The organism is Haloarcula halophila, assembly GCF_029278565.1.
Lineage (GTDB): Archaea > Halobacteriota > Halobacteria > Halobacteriales > Haloarculaceae > Haloarcula > Haloarcula halophila.
In genome coordinates, this window is sequence record NZ_CP119559.1 from 2,034,502 (window position 1) to 2,050,003 (window position 15,502).

At 67.1% G+C, this 15,502-nt stretch carries 19 protein-coding genes; 8 read left to right on the top strand and 11 right to left on the bottom strand.

Going from position 1 to position 15,502, the window contains the following annotated elements; translation table 11 throughout:
• Nucleotides 1-21 precede the first annotated feature (21 nt).
• Nucleotides 22-1,986, top strand: coding sequence for a PAS domain S-box protein (locus P0204_RS10835; RefSeq protein ID WP_276223267.1), 1,965 nt, complete (start codon nt 22-24; stop codon nt 1,984-1,986).
• Nucleotides 1,987-2,029: 43 nt separating this feature from the next.
• Complete coding sequence (locus P0204_RS10840; protein WP_276179076.1) at nt 2,030-3,304, top strand: MBL fold metallo-hydrolase; 1,275 nt, start codon at nt 2,030-2,032, stop codon at nt 3,302-3,304.
• On the opposite strand, the gene P0204_RS10845 is transcribed toward P0204_RS10840, so the two are convergent.
• Together P0204_RS10845 and P0204_RS10850 are read right to left on the bottom strand one after the other, a co-directional pair.
• Entirely contained in the window at nt 3,301-3,456 is a 156-nt protein-coding gene (locus tag P0204_RS10845; protein WP_276179077.1) for a ribbon-helix-helix protein, CopG family, read from the bottom strand. The genes P0204_RS10840 and P0204_RS10845 overlap by 4 nt on opposite strands.
• 69 nt (nt 3,457-3,525) lie before the next feature.
• Nucleotides 3,526-4,056 carry a hypothetical protein gene (locus tag P0204_RS10850; RefSeq protein ID WP_276223268.1) on the bottom strand — a complete coding sequence of 177 codons (531 nt, stop codon included), beginning with the start codon at nt 4,054-4,056 and terminating at the stop codon, nt 3,526-3,528.
• A gap of 109 nt (nt 4,057-4,165) precedes the next feature.
• Between P0204_RS10850 and P0204_RS10855 the strand changes: the two genes are divergently transcribed.
• Nucleotides 4,166-5,413 carry a DUF2238 domain-containing protein gene (locus P0204_RS10855; protein WP_276179079.1) on the top strand — a complete coding sequence of 416 codons (1,248 nt, stop codon included), beginning with the start codon at nt 4,166-4,168 and terminating at the stop codon, nt 5,411-5,413.
• Between the two features lie 35 nt (nt 5,414-5,448).
• Here P0204_RS10855 and P0204_RS10860 read toward each other — a convergent pair whose 3' ends face one another.
• Entirely contained in the window at nt 5,449-6,534 is a 1,086-nt protein-coding gene (locus tag P0204_RS10860) for a hemolysin family protein (protein WP_276223269.1), read from the bottom strand.
• A 69-nt stretch (nt 6,535-6,603) separates the two neighbouring features.
• Nucleotides 6,604-7,536, bottom strand: a complete 933-nt coding sequence (locus tag P0204_RS10865; RefSeq protein WP_276179081.1) for an oxidoreductase — start codon at nt 7,534-7,536, stop codon at nt 6,604-6,606.
• Between the two features lie 73 nt (nt 7,537-7,609).
• On the opposite strand from P0204_RS10865, the gene P0204_RS10870 reads away from it, so the two are divergent.
• Nucleotides 7,610-7,855 (top strand): glutaredoxin family protein, encoded by a 246-nt coding sequence (locus P0204_RS10870; protein ID WP_276179083.1) that lies wholly within the window; start codon nt 7,610-7,612, stop codon nt 7,853-7,855.
• Between the two features lie 13 nt (nt 7,856-7,868).
• Here P0204_RS10870 and P0204_RS10875 read toward each other — a convergent pair whose 3' ends face one another.
• The 4 genes from P0204_RS10875 to P0204_RS10890 form a co-directional block, all read right to left on the bottom strand.
• On the bottom strand, nt 7,869-8,075 hold the full coding sequence (locus P0204_RS10875) for a hypothetical protein (protein ID WP_276179085.1): 207 nt from the start codon (nt 8,073-8,075) through the stop codon (nt 7,869-7,871).
• Between the two features lie 4 nt (nt 8,076-8,079).
• A complete protein-coding gene (thiE, locus tag P0204_RS10880; protein ID WP_276179087.1) occupies nt 8,080-8,724 on the bottom strand; it encodes a thiamine phosphate synthase in 645 nt (214 codons plus the stop codon).
• Between the two features lie 269 nt (nt 8,725-8,993).
• Nucleotides 8,994-9,383, bottom strand: a complete 390-nt coding sequence (locus tag P0204_RS10885) for an STAS/SEC14 domain-containing protein (protein ID WP_276179088.1) — start codon at nt 9,381-9,383, stop codon at nt 8,994-8,996.
• A 129-nt stretch (nt 9,384-9,512) separates the two neighbouring features.
• Nucleotides 9,513-10,019 carry a hypothetical protein gene (locus P0204_RS10890; RefSeq protein ID WP_276179090.1) on the bottom strand — a complete coding sequence of 169 codons (507 nt, stop codon included), beginning with the start codon at nt 10,017-10,019 and terminating at the stop codon, nt 9,513-9,515.
• 83 nt (nt 10,020-10,102) lie between these two features.
• On the opposite strand from P0204_RS10890, the gene P0204_RS10895 reads away from it, so the two are divergent.
• Nucleotides 10,103-10,456, top strand: a complete 354-nt coding sequence (locus tag P0204_RS10895; protein ID WP_276179092.1) for a hypothetical protein — start codon at nt 10,103-10,105, stop codon at nt 10,454-10,456.
• Between the two features lie 37 nt (nt 10,457-10,493).
• Nucleotides 10,494-11,630: a site-2 protease family protein gene (locus tag P0204_RS10900; RefSeq protein WP_276179094.1), complete on the top strand. Its 1,137-nt coding sequence runs from the start codon at nt 10,494-10,496 to the stop codon at nt 11,628-11,630.
• Here P0204_RS10900 and P0204_RS10905 read toward each other — a convergent pair whose 3' ends face one another.
• The gene (locus tag P0204_RS10905; RefSeq protein ID WP_276179096.1) at nt 11,631-12,497 is read right to left on the bottom strand and encodes a mechanosensitive ion channel family protein; all 867 of its coding nucleotides are present in this window, start codon (nt 12,495-12,497) and stop codon (nt 11,631-11,633) included.
• A gap of 105 nt (nt 12,498-12,602) precedes the next feature.
• On the opposite strand from P0204_RS10905, the gene P0204_RS10910 reads away from it, so the two are divergent.
• Complete coding sequence (locus P0204_RS10910; protein WP_276179098.1) at nt 12,603-12,878, top strand: hypothetical protein; 276 nt, start codon at nt 12,603-12,605, stop codon at nt 12,876-12,878.
• Between the two features lie 33 nt (nt 12,879-12,911).
• On the opposite strand, the gene P0204_RS10915 is transcribed toward P0204_RS10910, so the two are convergent.
• On the bottom strand, nt 12,912-14,225 hold the full coding sequence (locus P0204_RS10915; RefSeq protein WP_276179100.1) for an aryl-sulfate sulfotransferase: 1,314 nt from the start codon (nt 14,223-14,225) through the stop codon (nt 12,912-12,914).
• An 87-nt stretch (nt 14,226-14,312) separates the two neighbouring features.
• On the opposite strand from P0204_RS10915, the gene P0204_RS10920 reads away from it, so the two are divergent.
• Nucleotides 14,313-15,167: a ZIP family metal transporter gene (locus P0204_RS10920; protein WP_276179102.1), complete on the top strand. Its 855-nt coding sequence runs from the start codon at nt 14,313-14,315 to the stop codon at nt 15,165-15,167.
• On the opposite strand, the gene P0204_RS10925 is transcribed toward P0204_RS10920, so the two are convergent.
• Nucleotides 15,153-15,470: a CPCC family cysteine-rich protein gene (locus P0204_RS10925; RefSeq protein WP_276179104.1), complete on the bottom strand. Its 318-nt coding sequence runs from the start codon at nt 15,468-15,470 to the stop codon at nt 15,153-15,155. The genes P0204_RS10920 and P0204_RS10925 overlap by 15 nt on opposite strands.
• Nucleotides 15,471-15,502 lie beyond the last annotated feature (32 nt).

Here is a 15,502-nt window from a genome sequence, read left to right on the forward strand (position 1 = left end):
GAACCCTGACTACAGCTAGATATCAGCTCCTCCAGTACGTCCGAAACGAACTCGTCCGCACCAGCCCGGGAACGTGTTTACGAAGCGTTCGCCGACCGGAGTCGTCCGCTCAGCGACGCGGTCAAGACGGCGCTGTCTGCCGGCTGTGAGCGGCTGGATCTCTCAGTCGGGTTTCTGACGGGGATCGACGACGGGAGACAGTACATCGAGGAGGCGGTCGGCGACCACCCCGAGATCCGGCCGGGTACGGAGTGTCCACTGAGTGAGGCATACTGTCGCCGGACCGTCGAAATCGACGGACAGTTGAGCATTCAGGACGCTGCGGCCGCACCCGAGATCGCCGACGCGGCCTACGACCGGTTCGGACTCGGAGCCTACGTCGGGAGTAAAGTCGTCGCCGACGACGAGGTGTACGGGACCGTCTGTTTCGCCGACGAGAAGCAGCGTGACGAGCCCTTCACCGAGGCCGACGAGTTGTTCGTCGAACTGGTCGCACGACTCGTCGGGCGGGGCATCGAGCAGCGGGCCTACGAGCGCGAGCGAACGGAACGGACCGCACAGCTGTCGGCGGAGAAACGGCGCTTCGAGGGGATCGCCGAGAACAGTTTCGACGTCATCTTCCGAGTCGACACGGAGGGCCGACTTACGTACGTCTCCAAGGCCGTCGAGCGGGTACTGGGGTACGACCCCGACACGCTCGTCGGCGACACGTTCTCGGCGTATCTGACCCCGACCGCTACCGCCGACGCTCTGGAATCGTTCGATACACTCCTGGCCGGGGAGTCGATCCAGGGCATCGAACTGACGTTCGAACACCGTGACGGCAGTGAGGTCGTCGTCGAGGTCAACGCGACGCCCATCTTCGACGACGGGACCGTCACGGCGATTCAGGGCGTCGGTCGCGACATCACCGAGCGCCGCGAGCGCGAGCGGCAACTCCGAATCCGAACCCGCGCCATGGCCGAGGCCGAGGTCCCGATCACGATCGCCGACGCCACCGACCCGAACAACCCGATCACGTACGCAAACGACGCCTTCGAGACTGTCACCGGCTACAGCCCGGCCGAGATCACTGGCCGGAACTGCCGAATCCTGCAGGGACCCGAGACCGATCCCGACGATGTCGCCCGGCTCGCGGCCGGAATCGCGGAGCAACGAGCGGTCACCACGGAGATCCTCAACTACCGTCAGGACGGGTCGCCGTTCTGGAACCGGGTCACGATCACGCCGGTCGAGAACGACGACGGGGACGTCACCCACTACCTCGGGTTCCAGCAGGACGTTACCGACAGCAAACGCAGCGAGCGACTTATCGGGCTATTGAACCGCGTTCTCCGGCACAACCTCCGGAACGAACTGACGATCATCCAGGGGTACGCCGAGTTCATCGACGACCCGCCCCCGGACACCGATGTCGCGGCCAGCATCCGTCGCCCCGTCGATCGGCTCCTCGACCTGAGCGAGAAGGCCCGTGAACTGGAGAGCTACGCGCGACGTGATCGCCGTCCCACCCGACTCGATCCGGGGCTGTTCCTTCCTGCGACCACGGCTCCCCTCCAGGAGGCACATCCGGCGGCGACGGTAGAGGTGACCGTCCGGACCGACCGCGATATCTGCGCCGGAGCGGAACTCGAACGTGCCGTCGAGGAACTCGTCACCAACGCCCTCGAACACGACCCGAAGCCGGAGACGACGGTCGAGATCACCGCCAGGGACGCGGGTGAGTGGGTCGAGATCGAGGTCCGGGACGACGGGCCGGGCATCCCGCCGATGGAGGCCCGTGTCGTCGAGACCGGCGAGGAGACCGAACTCCAGCACGGGAAGGGGCTGGGCCTGTGGCTCGTCAACTGGACGGCGACCCGATACGGTGGGTCGTTCCAGATCACCGACGAGGACGGGACCGTTGCGACCCTTCGGCTGCCAGCGATCACCGACGACCAGACCGTCGAGGCGGCCGCCCGGCGTCCGACGGTCCTCTTCCGGTGACGAACCGACGGAGGGAAACCCGGGGCCGTGCTAGAGCGTCCTGATGGAGGTCCAGTTCCTCGGTGGTGCCGGCGAGATCGGCCGTAGCGCTGTCCTCGTCAGCGGGGGCGACCGCGCCTCGGACAGCGGGGCGGGGTCCGACGACGCCAGTCTGCTACTCGACTACGGGATGGCCAGCGAGTCACCACCGCAGTACCCGGTCGGCGACGTCGATCCCGACGCCGTCGTCGTGAGCCACGGCCACCTGGACCACGCTGGGGCCGTTCCCGCGCTGATGTCGAGTGGCGACCTCCCGCCGGTCCACTGGACGCCGCCGACGCGGGAGCTGGCGACGACGCTGGCCGAGGACACGCTCAAGTTACACGGCTCGACGCCACGGTGTCCGTTCACCGACACCGACGTTCGCCGGCTCACACAGGCCTCGGTGACTCACGGCTACGAGGACCCCTTCGAGGCGGCCGGTTTCGAAGTCACCTTCTACAACGCGGGCCACATCCCCGGAAGCGCACACGTGGTGGTCGACGACGGCGAGACGCGACTGCTCTATTCGGGTGACTTCCACACCGGCGACCAACGGCTCGTCGCTCCCTCGACGGCCCGGCCCGAGGCCGACGCCGTCGTCTGCGAGTCGACGTACTCCGACGTGACTCACGACGCGCGCGACAGGGTAGAAAAACGGTTCGTCGACTCCGTCAAACAGACCGTCTGGCAGGGGGGAACCGTCGTCGTCCCCGCCTTCGCCATCGGCCGGACCCAGGAGATCATGCTGGTCTGTGCCGCCCACGACATCGACTGCTACGTCGACGGGATGGGCCAGCGAGTGACGAAACAGCTCAAACGACATCCGGCGTTCCTGCGGGATGCCGACGCGCTCGCGGGCGCTACCTCCAGCGCACGCTTCGTCGACGGCCGGGACGGGCAACGCCGGCGGATCGCCGACCAAAACACCGTCATCATCACTACTTCGGGGATGCTCTCGGGCGGACCGGCGATGACCTACGTTCCGGCGATCCGACAGCACCCGACCAACAAGGTCGCGATGACCGGCTACCAGGTCGAGGGGACGCCCGGACGGGACCTCTTAGAGACCGGTAGCGCGGAACTGGACGGCCGCGTGATGCCGGTCAGCGCACAGGTCGAGCAACACGATTTCTCGGCACACGCCGACCGAAACGGACTCCTGTCCTTTCTGGATTCCTACCGGGACACGCCGGTCCTGGTGAACCACGGCGATCGCTGTGGGGGGTTCGCTGCGGAGCTACGCGAGGACGGCTTCTCGGCCAGTGCGCCCGCGCTCGGCGAAACCGTCGAGCTCTAGTCCTGCGCTTTGAGCCACTCGTCGAGCAGGTCCCTGACCGCCGCGTCGCGGTTCTCGCGGTGGTCTTTGAAGGCTTTCTCGTCGATCGCGTCCAGCAACTCCTCGTCGAGTTCGAGTTCGACCGCTTCGAGGTCGATGTGCGCCTCGTTCATCGGGTCGATGGGAGGTCCCCGATCGGTTTATACCCTCGTCAGACGGGCGTCGGCCGCCGGCGTGACGGCTCAGTGGAGCGTCCCCTCGCGGGCCTCTACGTCGGCCGCGAACAGGGCGTAGCCGACCTCGTCGACCCGGAAGCCGGTTTCGGCGGCGATCTCCCGGATCTGCTCGATCATCGTCACGTAGTCGGCGGCGTCGAAGCGCTCTTTCCGCCCGTCGAGATAGTCTAGCCGGTCCAGCGAGGCCCACACCCGCGTGTCGACGACGGCGTGACGTTCGGGGTCCAGTGCCGTCAGGACTGCCGAGGCCGTCGGGGCCTTGAACCCACGCAGGCCCGAGACGAGCTGTATCTTCGAGAAGTCGCCGTCGACGGCGACGACGTTCTCGGTGACCTCCCGGCACCGCTGGTCGGGGTTGTTCTCCACGTGGTAGGCGCTGCGGGTCGAACTCGCGTAGGCCACGTCGTACAACTGCTCGCGGGTGAGATACCCCTGCTCGCGGTAGGTCTTACCGACCTCCTCGAGCCAGGTGGGGTCGAGTCCCTGGGTGTCGGCGTAGTCGGCAAGCGCCGACCGGACGTACTCGGTCAGGTCCATGTCGGCGCTCTGGCCCGCGCCCCGTTGAACGTTGCCCTCGTCGCCTCCCTCGCGTCCCGATCGAGGTCGGGACGGAACCATTTTTGTCGTCCGGGAGCTACCGCTGGCGATGTCATCGCTCCGGTCACTGCTGGCGTCCCATCGGTACGACGCGGTCGTCGCGTGGGCGGTCACGCTCGGTCTCGTCGGCGCGGTCGGGCAGTTCCTGCGAGCCGGCGAACCGGACTGGGCGGTGTTTACGGCACTGTTGGTCGCCGTCGCCGTCGTCGTCCCGGTCGCGACACGCGACCCGACTGTCACGATCCCGGCAGAACTGCTCGCGGTCGTGGCGCTTCCGGTCGCAGTCCGGGCTGCCGGTGCGCTCCCACAGGCGACGCCGTTCGTCGCCGCGGCCGCGCTCGCGTTGTTGGTCGCCGTCGTCCTGGACGCCTTCACCTCGCTGTCGATGACACCGCGGTTCGCGGCGGTCTTCGTCGTCGTCACCACGATGGCCGCCGCGGGCGCGTGGGCGGTCGGAGTGTGGCTCGTCGACACGGTCGCCGGGACAGCCTTCGTCGGCGGGAAGACCGAACTCATGTGGGACTTGGTCGTCGCCACTACGGTCGGTATCGGTGCCGGGGTTCTCCTCGACGGATACTTCCACGTCTCCGACCGGATCGACCGGCTCCGGTCGGCCGCCGGCGGCGACACCGACGATGCCGACGACACTGTCGAGACCGGCACGGACCTCCCCGGCGCTGTCCACCAACATACCGCCGTCGTTCGGGCGTTACAACTGGTGTTGGTCGGTATCACCGTGGTCGCGCTCGCCCGTGGCAACGCGACGCTGGTCGTCAACAGCGCCGGTCCGCTGGCGATCACCTTCCTCCCCGCTGTCTTCCGCCGGGAGTACGACTACGCGATGGACACCGGCCTCGTGCTGTGGATCACGCTGGCGGCGACGCTCCACGCGATCGGTGCGTTCGCGCTCTACGGGTCGCTTGGTTGGTACGACAGCCTGACACACACCTTCTCCGCCAGCATCGTCGCCGGCGTCGGCTACGCGCTGGCCCGCAGCGTCGAACGCCACACCCACGCGGTCTCGTTCACGCGCGGGTTCCGCGCCGCCTTCGTCGTCCTGTTCGTCCTCGCGGTCGGTGTCGCCTGGGAGATCCTGGAGTTCGCCAGCGGTGGGCTGGCGACGCTGATCGGCGGCGAGGCGGTGCTGGCCCAGTACGGGACGACCGATATCGTCAACGATCTCGTGTTCAACACCGTCGGCGCGGTCCTGGCTGCGTCCCTGGCCAGTGCCCACTTCGAGGGCATCGCGGACCGACTCGTCGGCAGTGTCGGCGTGCTGGTCCGGGGCGGGGAGTGAGACGGTTGGCGGGGTGAGAGGAACGACCGTCGAGCCTACTCCACGCCGGCCCGTTCGTCCTCGGGGTCCTGGATGTCGCCGACGAGTTCCTCTAGGGTGTCGGTGACGGTGACCATCCCGACGACCTCGCCGTCCTCCATGACCAGGGCCAGTTCCTGGCGCTCGGCCTGGAACCGGTCGATCGCGTCGCTGACGCTCGTTCCGGCCGACATCGTCATCGGCGGGGAGGCGACCGATTCGAGATCGATGCCGTCGAGCAGCCCGGTGTCCTCGGCCAACTCCTCGCGTTCGCGGACCAGCGCCGGGACGTAGACGATCCCCAGGAACTCCTCGAAGTCCTCGCCGATCAACGGAAACCGCGTGTGGGGGGTCTCGGCGAGTCGGCGGGCGTTGGTCTCGTCGTCGTCGCTCGTCGACAGCGCGACGATCTCCTCGCGGGGGATCATCACGTCGCGGACCTCCTGGTCGCCGACCTGGAACGCGGCCAGGATCTCCTCGCGACGCTCCTCCGGGAGATCGCCGCGTTCGAGGATGGAACTGAGTTCGGTCCGCAACTCAGCGCGGGACTCGATGCTCTCGACCTCCGCCTCCAGCCAGGCGCCGGACATCTCCACGCCGAACAGTCCCAGCGTCCACTTGGCGACGGAGTCGCCGATGGCGATCAGCGGCGAGATGAGTTTCGCGAACCAGTACAGCGGGGCTGCACCGTACCGGCAGACGAACCGCGAGCGCTCGACGCCAAGATACGTCGGGGTCTGCTCGCCGTGGGTCAGGTGGACGAGGTTGATGATGATGAAAGCGATGCTGGCACCGACGCCGATCCCCGCGAGGCGGGACCCCGCGAACAGCGGTTCGAAGATCGCCGCCAGCGCGGGTTCGGCGACGATACCGACCGCGATCGAGGAGGCGGTGATGCCGACCTGACAGCTCGTCAGGTAGATCTCCAGGTCGTTGGTCATCTCCCAGGCGCGTTCCAGGGCGGGGTTCCCGTCGCCGACGAACTCGTCTTCGGTGAACTGCCGGGCACGAGTCAGGGCGAACTCGATGGCGACGAAGAAGCCGTTGGCCAGGATGAGTGCGACTCCGGCCAGCAGTCTGGCGACGACCTCGACTGTTTCCATGGAGTGGACGGCCGTGGCTGTTTGCATGGAGTGGCCGGCCGTACTCGGCGGTGGCTGGAAAAACTGGTGCTACGCGACCTCGAACTCGACGCCGGTCAGCTCCTCGGAGACCTCCCAGAGCTTCGCCGCGGCCCCCTCGTCGCGGGAAGCCTCGTTGGATTGCTGGAACTCCGGATCGCCGCGCATCTCCAGCAGGCCGTCGGGGCCGACGTACTCACCCCCGATGACTGTCTCGGCGGTCGCGGCGTACAGCATCGGCAACGCCCCCCGCTCGGCGGACTGTCCGAACAGTGCGTTGGCGACTTTCATCCCCGCCAGCCGGAGGTTCGACCCCATCTCCTCCGGGCCGCGGAACTGGAGGTTCGTATCCGCATAGCCCGGGTGACAGGCCACACTGAGGACGTCGTCGACGCCGTTGTCGTCGATCCGGCGCTGGAGTTCGTAGGCGAAGTGGAGGTTCGCGAGCTTGCTCCGGCCGTAGGCCGCCCACTTCCCGTAGGACCGTTCCGACAGCAGATCGGAGAAGTCCATCTCGCCCATCTCGTGGGCGCCGCTGGACTGGGTGACGACCCGCGCCTCCCCGTCGCTGGCCCGCAGTGCCGGCCAGAGCTGGCCTGTCAGAGCGAAGTGGCCCAGGTGGTTCACGCCGAACTGTTTCTCGAAGCCCTCCTCCGTCTCCTGGCGGGGGATCGCCATCACGCCGGCGTTGTTACAGAGGATATCGACCGCGTAGTCCTCCCGGACGCTCTCGGCGAACGCCGCGACGCTGTCCAGCGAGGCCAGATCACACTGTCGAACGTCGAGGTCGGCGTCGGCTACGGCCCGTTCGATCTCGGAGGCGGCCTGCTGACCGCGCTCGACGCTCCGGCAGGCCATCACGACCGTCGCGCCCTTTCGCGTGAATGCCTTCGTTCCCTCGAAGCCGAGTCCACTGTTCGCGCCCGTCACGACGACTGTCTGTCCGTCGAGTGCGGGCATCTCCGCGACTGACCAGTCTCCCATTATCCCCGTTAGTGGCTCGACCTACAGAAGGGCATCGCCAGTACATTTACCCGTCGAGGGTCTACGACCGGCTATGAGTGCTACGTCGATCACCGTCTACACGCGCGAGAACTGTGACCTCTGTGCGGAGGCTATCGAGACGATCGAACGCGTGGCCGCGGAGACGGAGGCGTCGGTCGACCTCGATCTGGTCGACGTCGACGAGGACCCACAGTTACAGGAGGAGTACGGCGAGACGGTCCCACACGTCCTCGTCGACGGATCGCCCGCGTTCACCTACGTCGTCCGGGAAGCCGACCTGCGCGAGCGGTTGGCCTGACCGACGGCACCGCTCACGTGGTGCCGACGAGTCGCTCCCGCGCCGTCGTCGCCCGCTCTTCGGTCGCGTCGGTCAGTCTGAGTTGCCCGTCCCACTCACCGTCGCCGATGGTCGCAGCCAGCCCGTCCGAGACGTCGTAGCGCCGGTCGGCGTCGGTGCGGACGATCTCGAACTCGCCGGGCGACTCGGTGACGCCGGCCGTTCGGAACGTCTCGGCCACGTCCCTACCGCTTGCTGCGACCCCGTTCGACGGCCTCGTTCAGCGCCCGTGTCGCCGCTTCGGGATCGTCGGCACCCGTGATCGCGGTGATGACTGCCACGCCGTCGGCACCGGCCGCGACGACCTCGGTCGCGTTGTCGGCGGTGACACCGCCGATCCCGACCACCGGGATGTCGACGGCGGCGGCGATCTCCCCGAGGCGGTCGGTTCCGACGGCGTACTCGTCGTCCTCGATGTCGGCTTTCGAGCCGGTTGCGTACACCGCGCCAACGCCCAGATAGTCCGCGCCCGCCGCCTCGGCCGCACGAGCGTCCTCGACGAACGAGACCGACCGGCCGACGACGGCGTCCTCGCCGAGCAACTCGCGGGCCACCGGCACGGGCAGGTCCGCGTCACCCAGGTGGACCCCGTCGGCGTCGACCGCCTGCGCGAGGTCGATCCGGTCGTTGACGACGAAGGTCACGCCGGACTCCCGGGTCAGTGTCCGGAGCTGTCGGCCCAGTTCGTACCGCTCGCGGGCCGACCGGTCCTTCTCGCGCAACTGGACGACCCCGACACCGCCCGCGATCGCCTGCTCGACGATCTTCGCGGTCGTTCGACCCTCCGACAGCGACGCCTGTGTCACCAGGTACACGCCCCAGTCAACCATACCGGGGTGTCGGCGGGCCTCCCTGCTGAGTCTTGCGTTCGACTCGTCCTGTTGGCTGTCCGACCCGTCGATACGGTCGCCAGCCGTGGCAACGAATCCCCCCGATCAGTTACAGCCAGCAGGGGCTGACGGTTCTCGCACGATTCATATCGCGGACAGAGCAACACGGACGACGCCATCTCCGCCGGCCGCGCTCGGCTGGACCGTCCGCTCGACGTGTTATCAGGTGTGTGGTGCGGGTTCTTCAACCCGATCTCCGCCGGAAGCCCTCACTGTTCGTCGAGCCAGCTCTTCGCGTCTTCCCTGTTGTCGAAGATCTGTATCGTGGTCTCTTCCCCGATCTCCTGTACGAGATCGTCGACTGACATCTCGGCGACGACGCTTTCGGGCTGGATGATGGCCATGTTCGTCAACGACGTCTCGAACGCCCGCGGGTGCCACTCGTTTCGCGTCCACTCCTGATCCTCCTGTGACACTGCCCCCATCTCCCGCAGATCGGCCAACCAGTTCTCCGCGCCGTGTTGTTCGATCACTTCCAGCCCTTTGTCCAGTCCCTCGCGGTACTCCTCGCCCTCCGCGAAGTCGGTCCAATTCATTATCACTGCCTCGATCGAACCGTCCCATTCGATGGTCAGGAAGGCTGATTCGTACTGTGCCATACATTGATCAGTGGGAAACCCAGTAATACCTCTTTCCGAGAAATTCTCAATCGTGAAAATTCGGCTCTCACCCAGTTACCGTATACTCCGCTCCTCGAAAGCACCCCACTCCGGACAAGATACGCAGGCTTACCCCGCCAACGCTCCGTTCGTCTCCCCGTCGGTCGTGGCGGTCGGCGACAGCCGCCAGCCCGCCACCCCCGCAGCGAGCAACAGCACGCCGCCGAGGACGAGGAGGTACGGTTCCGCGCCGAAGACGACCCGCCCCGCCGGGTCACCGACCGGGACGACGCCGGTGTAGACGCCGGTTCCTGGGTCCCCGAGATAGTGGAGGACGGCACGGACGGGATAGAAGAGGACGACACCGCCGGTCAGGACCGGGACCGCGGCCGCCTGCCGCCACCGCGTCGCGAGCACCGATCCGACCAGGCCGACGCCGGCCAGCTGGGCCAGCAGTCGCTCCTCGTGGTTGAGCGAGTGGAGCAGGCGGGGCTGTCCCGGAACGCGGCCCCATCCTGTCGTGATCGTAAAGTCGTACATCGATCTGGCGTGCAGCAACTCGGTATGGATCCCGACCAGCACCGTCACGAGACCTGCGGCGGCGAGGCCGACCGGGAGGAGCCGGGTTCGATTCATGACAGTTATCCTATCGCTGTGGGGTGATATAAAACTTCCACCGTGGCCCGAACGTTCCTAAGTCCCGGGTCCCTATCGACGGTATGGTCCTCGGACTCGTCCTCTCGTTCGTCGTCGGCTTGCTCGTCGGCGGCCTGGCGATCCACGTCGGTGCGTCGCTGATCGTCGGATCGAGCACGTACGGCAAGGCCCTCGTGACGGCGGCGATCGCCTGGTTCGCGTGGGGTGTCGTCTCACTGCTGGTCGGCTGGATTCCCCTGCTCGGCCCGCTCGTGGGTCTGCTGGTCTACGTCGGCGTCATCAACGTCCAGTACGATGGCGGCTGGCTGAACGCCGGCGCGATCGCGTTCGTGGCGTGGCTGACCTCGCTGCTCGTGCTGGCGCTCCTCCAGTTTCTCTCGCTCGGGGTCCGGATCGTCGGTGTCCCCGGCGTATAGGGGAAACCATTAGCCCGCTCGGCTCCCGATACCTGATGTGCGAAAGTTCCATCTCACGACGATCTGGGGGATCCCGATCCGTGTCAGCCTCTCGCTGCTGATCTTCCTGCCGGTGCTGGCCTGGCTCATCTCCAGTACCGCACAGATCGAGGTGTACGCGGGAATCGTCTCGGTGCTCACAGGGACGCAACTGGATCTGGCCCGGCTCCAGGCCGGGTCGACGCCGTGGCTCGTCGGCGGTGCGGCGGCGATCGGCCTGTTCGCCAGCGTCGCGCTCCACGAACTGGGCCACTCCTACGCTGCGATGCGCTACGGGCTGGAGACGGAGTCGATCACGCTGTGGATCCTCGGCGGGCTGGCCAGTTTCAAGACCATCCCCCGCGAGTGGGACCGCGAGTTCTGGATCGCGGTCGCCGGCCCGATCACGAGCGTCCTCGTCGGGGCGGTCTGTTACGCCGCCCTCCTGCTCTTACCGGCCAACGCTACCGTCGTGTTGTTCGTCGTCGGCTGGCTGGCGGTCACGAACATCGTCTTAGCGGTGTTCAACATGCTCCCGGCGTTCCCGATGGACGGCGGCCGGGTCCTGCGGGCGCTGCTGGCCCGGAACCGCCCGTACGCCTCGGCGACCCGGATCGCCGCCCGCATCGGGACGGTCTTCGCCGTCCTCTTTGCCGTCGTCGGGGTGCTCTCTTTCTCCCCGCTCTTGCTCCTGCTCGCCCTGTTCATCTACGGGGCCGCGACCGGCGAGTCCCGTACCGTCGCACTGGCAGACTTACTGGAGGGACTCACCGTCGGTGACGTGGCCCGCCCGGCGACCGCGACTATCGAGGCCAGTGCCACCGTCGAGGAACTCGTCGACCGGATGTTCGCTGACCGAACGACCGAGTTCACCGTCACCGACGGCGGCGACGTCGTCGGTGTCGTCACCGTCCAGGACTTCCGTGCGCTCTCGAAGGCCGAACGCGAGGCCGACTCCGTGGCGGACCTGATGGAGACGGATCTCCCACGGTTCGAGGAGACGGTGGGTGCCTTCGACGCACTGGTCGAACTGGACACCGGCGGCTCCGGCGCTGCCCTCGTCGACGGTCCGTCGGGGACCCGCGTCGTCTCCCGGCAGGACTTCAGTTCGGCCATGGAGATGCGACGGCTGATCGGTAACTCCGGGCCGTTCTGACTACGCCGACTCTTCGGTGACCGTCACCGAGCCCGACAGTTCCCGTCCCGCGGGCGGGCCGAGGGTGATCCCCTCCTCGTCGAACCGCCGTTTCACCCGCCGCCTGAACGCCGAGGCCACCTCGGCGGCGTCCCCGCTCGCGGGGTCGTCGATCCAGAACTCCGCCCTGATCGTGACGTTGTCCGGTCCCATCTCGACGATACGGGTGGCCGGTGCGGGCTCCGCGGCGACACGGTCGTGGTTCGTCGCCACCTGCTGGAGTTCCAGCAGCGCGTGTTCGGTGTCCTCCCCGTAGGCGACGAACACGTCCTCTGTGATCCGGTAGCTGTCACGACCGAACGGCCGGGTCAGCGCGTTGTTCGTCAACTCCGTGTTCGGAACGGTGATGGTCTCGTTGTCCGGGGTCCTGATCCGTGTCACGCGGAAGTCGACCGCCTCGACGTGACCCTCGCCGCCGGGCCAACTGATCCAGTCGCCGACGTTGAAATCCGGATCGGCGACCAGGAAGATGCCACTGATCAGCGAGCCGAACACCTGCTGGCCAGCCACACCCAGCGTGAACGTCAACGCGGCGACCAGGATCGCGGAGTCGGTGTTCAACAGGAACCTCGCCTGACCGGCGGCGATCAGTCCGAGCAAGACCGCGACTCCGACGGATGCGACAGTGAGATAGGTCTTTGTGGCGTTGATCAGCGTCGGGTTGTTCCGGTTCCGGTTCCGGACCGTCCGGACGGCCAGCGGGACGACGACGGTTCGCGCCAGGAGTACGGTCACGGCTGCGACGACGACGAACACTGTCACGTCCCAGAACAGTTCGCTGTACGGTTCGAAGACGGACCAGTCCGGGAGGGTGAGCTGCCGGCGCACGTCCGAATGTCACAGCCGGGCAATAAAAAGCCGCCTCCGACCGGGTGGTCACGTCGTCGTTCGCTAACAGGAACGCTTTTGTTCCCGCTGTGACATTCCCGAGGCATGTTGCCCTCCCTCCAGGTCGGCTTTCCGGGTACAGCCGAACTCGTCATCCTGCTCCTGATCTTCGGCGTCTTGCTGGTCGTCCCGCTCGTCGTCTCCGTGTTCATCTACCGGGACGCCGCCGACCGAAACAGTAGCCACGCGCTCGCGTGGGCCGCCGGCTCGTTCTTCGGGGCCTTCCTCGGCGGGTTCTTCGGCGGCGTCGTCGTCTGGGTCCTCTACGTCGTCGTGCGCGACGAGGTCGGTCCCGGTGGCTCGTCCGGAACCGGGCCGTAACCCCGTACGAACCGCGATAGGGACCGGCGGTCGCTAGCGACGCAACTCCCGGAGCCGGTCGACGCCCCCGGCGACGACGGTGACGACGCCGACCAGTGTCAGCCCCAGGTGCAGTTCCGCGAACCAGAAGGGCGTCCAGGGAGCGACCGACTGGAGGCTCACGAGTAGCAGGGAGAGCCCGGGGACGCCGCCGGACGCTTCCTCGACGTCGCCGTCGGCGGTGTACCGCTGTGCGCCGACGCGTTCGCCTTCGGGTAGCCGTTCGGCCTCGTACGCGATGGGCGTGTCGTCGGGCGTCTGTCGGCTCCAGACGACGGTGCCGTTGGGAGTCACCTCGAAGACACGCTTGTTCAGCGTGTCGGTCACGAGCGTGTTGCCGTTGTCGAGTCGGTCGGCGTCACGGGGCCAGTGGAGGGGGACGCTGCCGGCCCGCGAGAGCGTCCAGGCCGGTTCCCACTCGCCGTCGACCTTGTGGAGTTCGACGACCCGGTCGTTGTCCGAGTCCGCGACGAGGACGGCGTCGGGGCCGAGCCACTGGGGGTTGTGCTGGTGGTCCAACACCGACGGGTCGCCACAGCGGATCTCGCCGTCGCCGTCGAAGTCTTTCAGCTGTGAGTCACGGACCGTACAGCTGTCGTCGCTACCGCCGTCGTCCTCGTTGACGACCTCGACGACGCCCGCGCCGCGCTCGACGAGGACCAACTGGTTCGCGTTACGGACCGAGACGAGATAGTGGGTCTCGTTGACGGCGTCGACGTCGTTGATGTGGAGCCAGTCGCGTCTGGTCGGGTCCGGCGGCGCGTCGTAGAAGGAGGAGGCGTTCCACTGCCAGGTCACCTCGCCGTCCCGGACGGTGAAGATCCGCTCGTGTTCCATGTCGGAGAGCAGATACTCGCCCGAGTCGAGCCGTTCGACGTCGTGGGTCTCGCTGTTCGTAGCGTACCGGACGGGGAAGGCGTATTCCTCGATGGTCTCGGGACCGCCCTCGGCGTCGGGGTCGATGATCCGGAACCCGGTCTTGGTACAGGGCGGGTCGTAGGGGGCACACCCTTCCTGGTAGCCCGAATGCATGAACCCGGCCATCACCCGACCGTCGGGCAACTGCGTCACGTCGAAGTAGCTGTCGGCGTCGTCGATACGCCAGGAGATCTCGCTGCCGGTGAGCATGTAGACACTCCCGTCGGCGTGCCAGCCGGTGTCGCCTCCTTGGGAACCGACGAGGGTCCGTTGCTGGGAGCCGTCGTCGACACTCGTTTCGGGGGCGGTCGCGGCGCCGACTGCGACCGTGCCGACGACGAGGAGGATACCAGCGACGATCAGGGCGGTACTGCGTCTGCCACGGTCCATCACGCCACTCTCCGCCGACAGCGGAAAAAAGCCTTCCGAGACCGACCGCCGATAGCTACAAGCCCTCCGGACGCACACCCTGAAAGAGTGCAATCCGGGCTTGTCGATCTGTTCGTTGACGTCGTCGGGACGGACCCGCTCGTTTCGGGGTTGGTCGGCGGCGTCGTCATCGCGACGCTGAACCTCCTGGGAGCGTCGCTGGTGTTGGTCTGGCGGAACCCCTCCCAGCGCTCGATGGACGTCGCGCTGGGCTTTGCCGCCGGCGTGATGCTGGCCGCGGCGTTCACGAGCCTCATCATCCCCGGGATCGAGGAGTACTCGGGCGGGAACCCCATCCCGACCCTGCTGGGGGTCGCTCTCGGGGCGTTGTTCCTCGACCAGGGCGACAAACTCGTCCCCCACGCTCACTACCTCCTGACCGGGAAACGCCGGAGCGACGCCGCCGGCCCCGGTGAGTCACTCCCCGTCGTCGACGAGCGTCTGGCTGGTGTGATCCTGTTCATCCTCGCGATCACGCTCCACAACATGCCCGAGGGACTGGCCGTCGGCGTCGGCTTCGGTGCCGCCGCCGGTGATCCGGCCAGGCTCGGGGCCGCGCTCTCGCTGATGCTCGCGATCGGCATCCAGAACATCCCGGAGGGACTGGCGGTGTCGGTCGCGGCGATCAACGCGGGCCTCGACCGGCGGGCGTACGCTGTCTTCGCCGGCGTCCGGGCAGGCGTCGTTGAGATCCCTCTGGCCGTACTCGGCGCCGTCGCGGTCACGCTCGTCGAACCGCTGCTTCCCTACGCGATGGGGTTTGCCGCCGGTGCGATGTTGTTCGTCATCTCCGACGAGATCGTCCCCGAGACACACCGGAGCGGCCACGAACGGGTGGCGACGCTGGGGCTGATGGCTGGGACGATCGTCATGCTGTATCTCGATATCTCACTCGCGGCCTGATCGATCCGTGTCGTAGGGCCAGTTGGGGTCCCGTGCCTTGCCGTCCGGCTCCTCGCAGTCGTCGACGGCCTCGGGCGTAGACGCCCCGTACTCCCGGAAGTTCTCCCGAGCAGCCGAAAGCGAGACGTGGTTGGTGTCGCTGACGTACTCCTCGTCGCTGAACTGCAACGGGTCGTCGAGCCAGTGACAGACCGGACAGACCTCGTAGGACCCCGGCTGTCCTTCGGGCAGTGTCTTGTACCCACAACACGGGCAAAAGCCCAGTTCCCGTGCCGCGGGGTTGCCGGGTGTATCGGCCGACATAATCCGTGGTATGTCTCCCCACAGCAAAGAAC

What these genes read in the sequence shown, in the direction of transcription:
- P0204_RS10840 (WP_276179076.1), top strand. Translation starts at nt 2,030, where the DNA reads ATGGAGGTCCAGTTCCTCGGTGGTGCCGGCGAGATCGGCCGTAGCGCT.
- P0204_RS10845 (WP_276179077.1), bottom strand. Translation starts at nt 3,456, where the DNA reads ATGAACGAGGCGCACATCGACCTCGAAGCGGTCGAACTCGAACTCGAC.
- P0204_RS10850 (WP_276223268.1), bottom strand. Translation starts at nt 4,056, where the DNA reads ATGGACCTGACCGAGTACGTCCGGTCGGCGCTTGCCGACTACGCCGAC.
- P0204_RS10855 (WP_276179079.1), top strand. Translation starts at nt 4,166, where the DNA reads ATGTCATCGCTCCGGTCACTGCTGGCGTCCCATCGGTACGACGCGGTC.
- P0204_RS10860 (WP_276223269.1), bottom strand. Translation starts at nt 6,534, where the DNA reads ATGGAAACAGTCGAGGTCGTCGCCAGACTGCTGGCCGGAGTCGCACTC.
- P0204_RS10865 (WP_276179081.1), bottom strand. Translation starts at nt 7,536, where the DNA reads ATGGGAGACTGGTCAGTCGCGGAGATGCCCGCACTCGACGGACAGACA.
- P0204_RS10870 (WP_276179083.1), top strand. Translation starts at nt 7,610, where the DNA reads ATGAGTGCTACGTCGATCACCGTCTACACGCGCGAGAACTGTGACCTC.
- thiE (WP_276179087.1), bottom strand. Translation starts at nt 8,724, where the DNA reads ATGGTTGACTGGGGCGTGTACCTGGTGACACAGGCGTCGCTGTCGGAG.
- P0204_RS10885 (WP_276179088.1), bottom strand. Translation starts at nt 9,383, where the DNA reads ATGGCACAGTACGAATCAGCCTTCCTGACCATCGAATGGGACGGTTCG.
- P0204_RS10890 (WP_276179090.1), bottom strand. Translation starts at nt 10,019, where the DNA reads ATGAATCGAACCCGGCTCCTCCCGGTCGGCCTCGCCGCCGCAGGTCTC.
- P0204_RS10895 (WP_276179092.1), top strand. Translation starts at nt 10,103, where the DNA reads ATGGTCCTCGGACTCGTCCTCTCGTTCGTCGTCGGCTTGCTCGTCGGC.
- P0204_RS10910 (WP_276179098.1), top strand. Translation starts at nt 12,603, where the DNA reads ATGTTGCCCTCCCTCCAGGTCGGCTTTCCGGGTACAGCCGAACTCGTC.
- P0204_RS10915 (WP_276179100.1), bottom strand. Translation starts at nt 14,225, where the DNA reads ATGGACCGTGGCAGACGCAGTACCGCCCTGATCGTCGCTGGTATCCTC.
- P0204_RS10925 (WP_276179104.1), bottom strand. Translation starts at nt 15,470, where the DNA reads ATGTCGGCCGATACACCCGGCAACCCCGCGGCACGGGAACTGGGCTTT.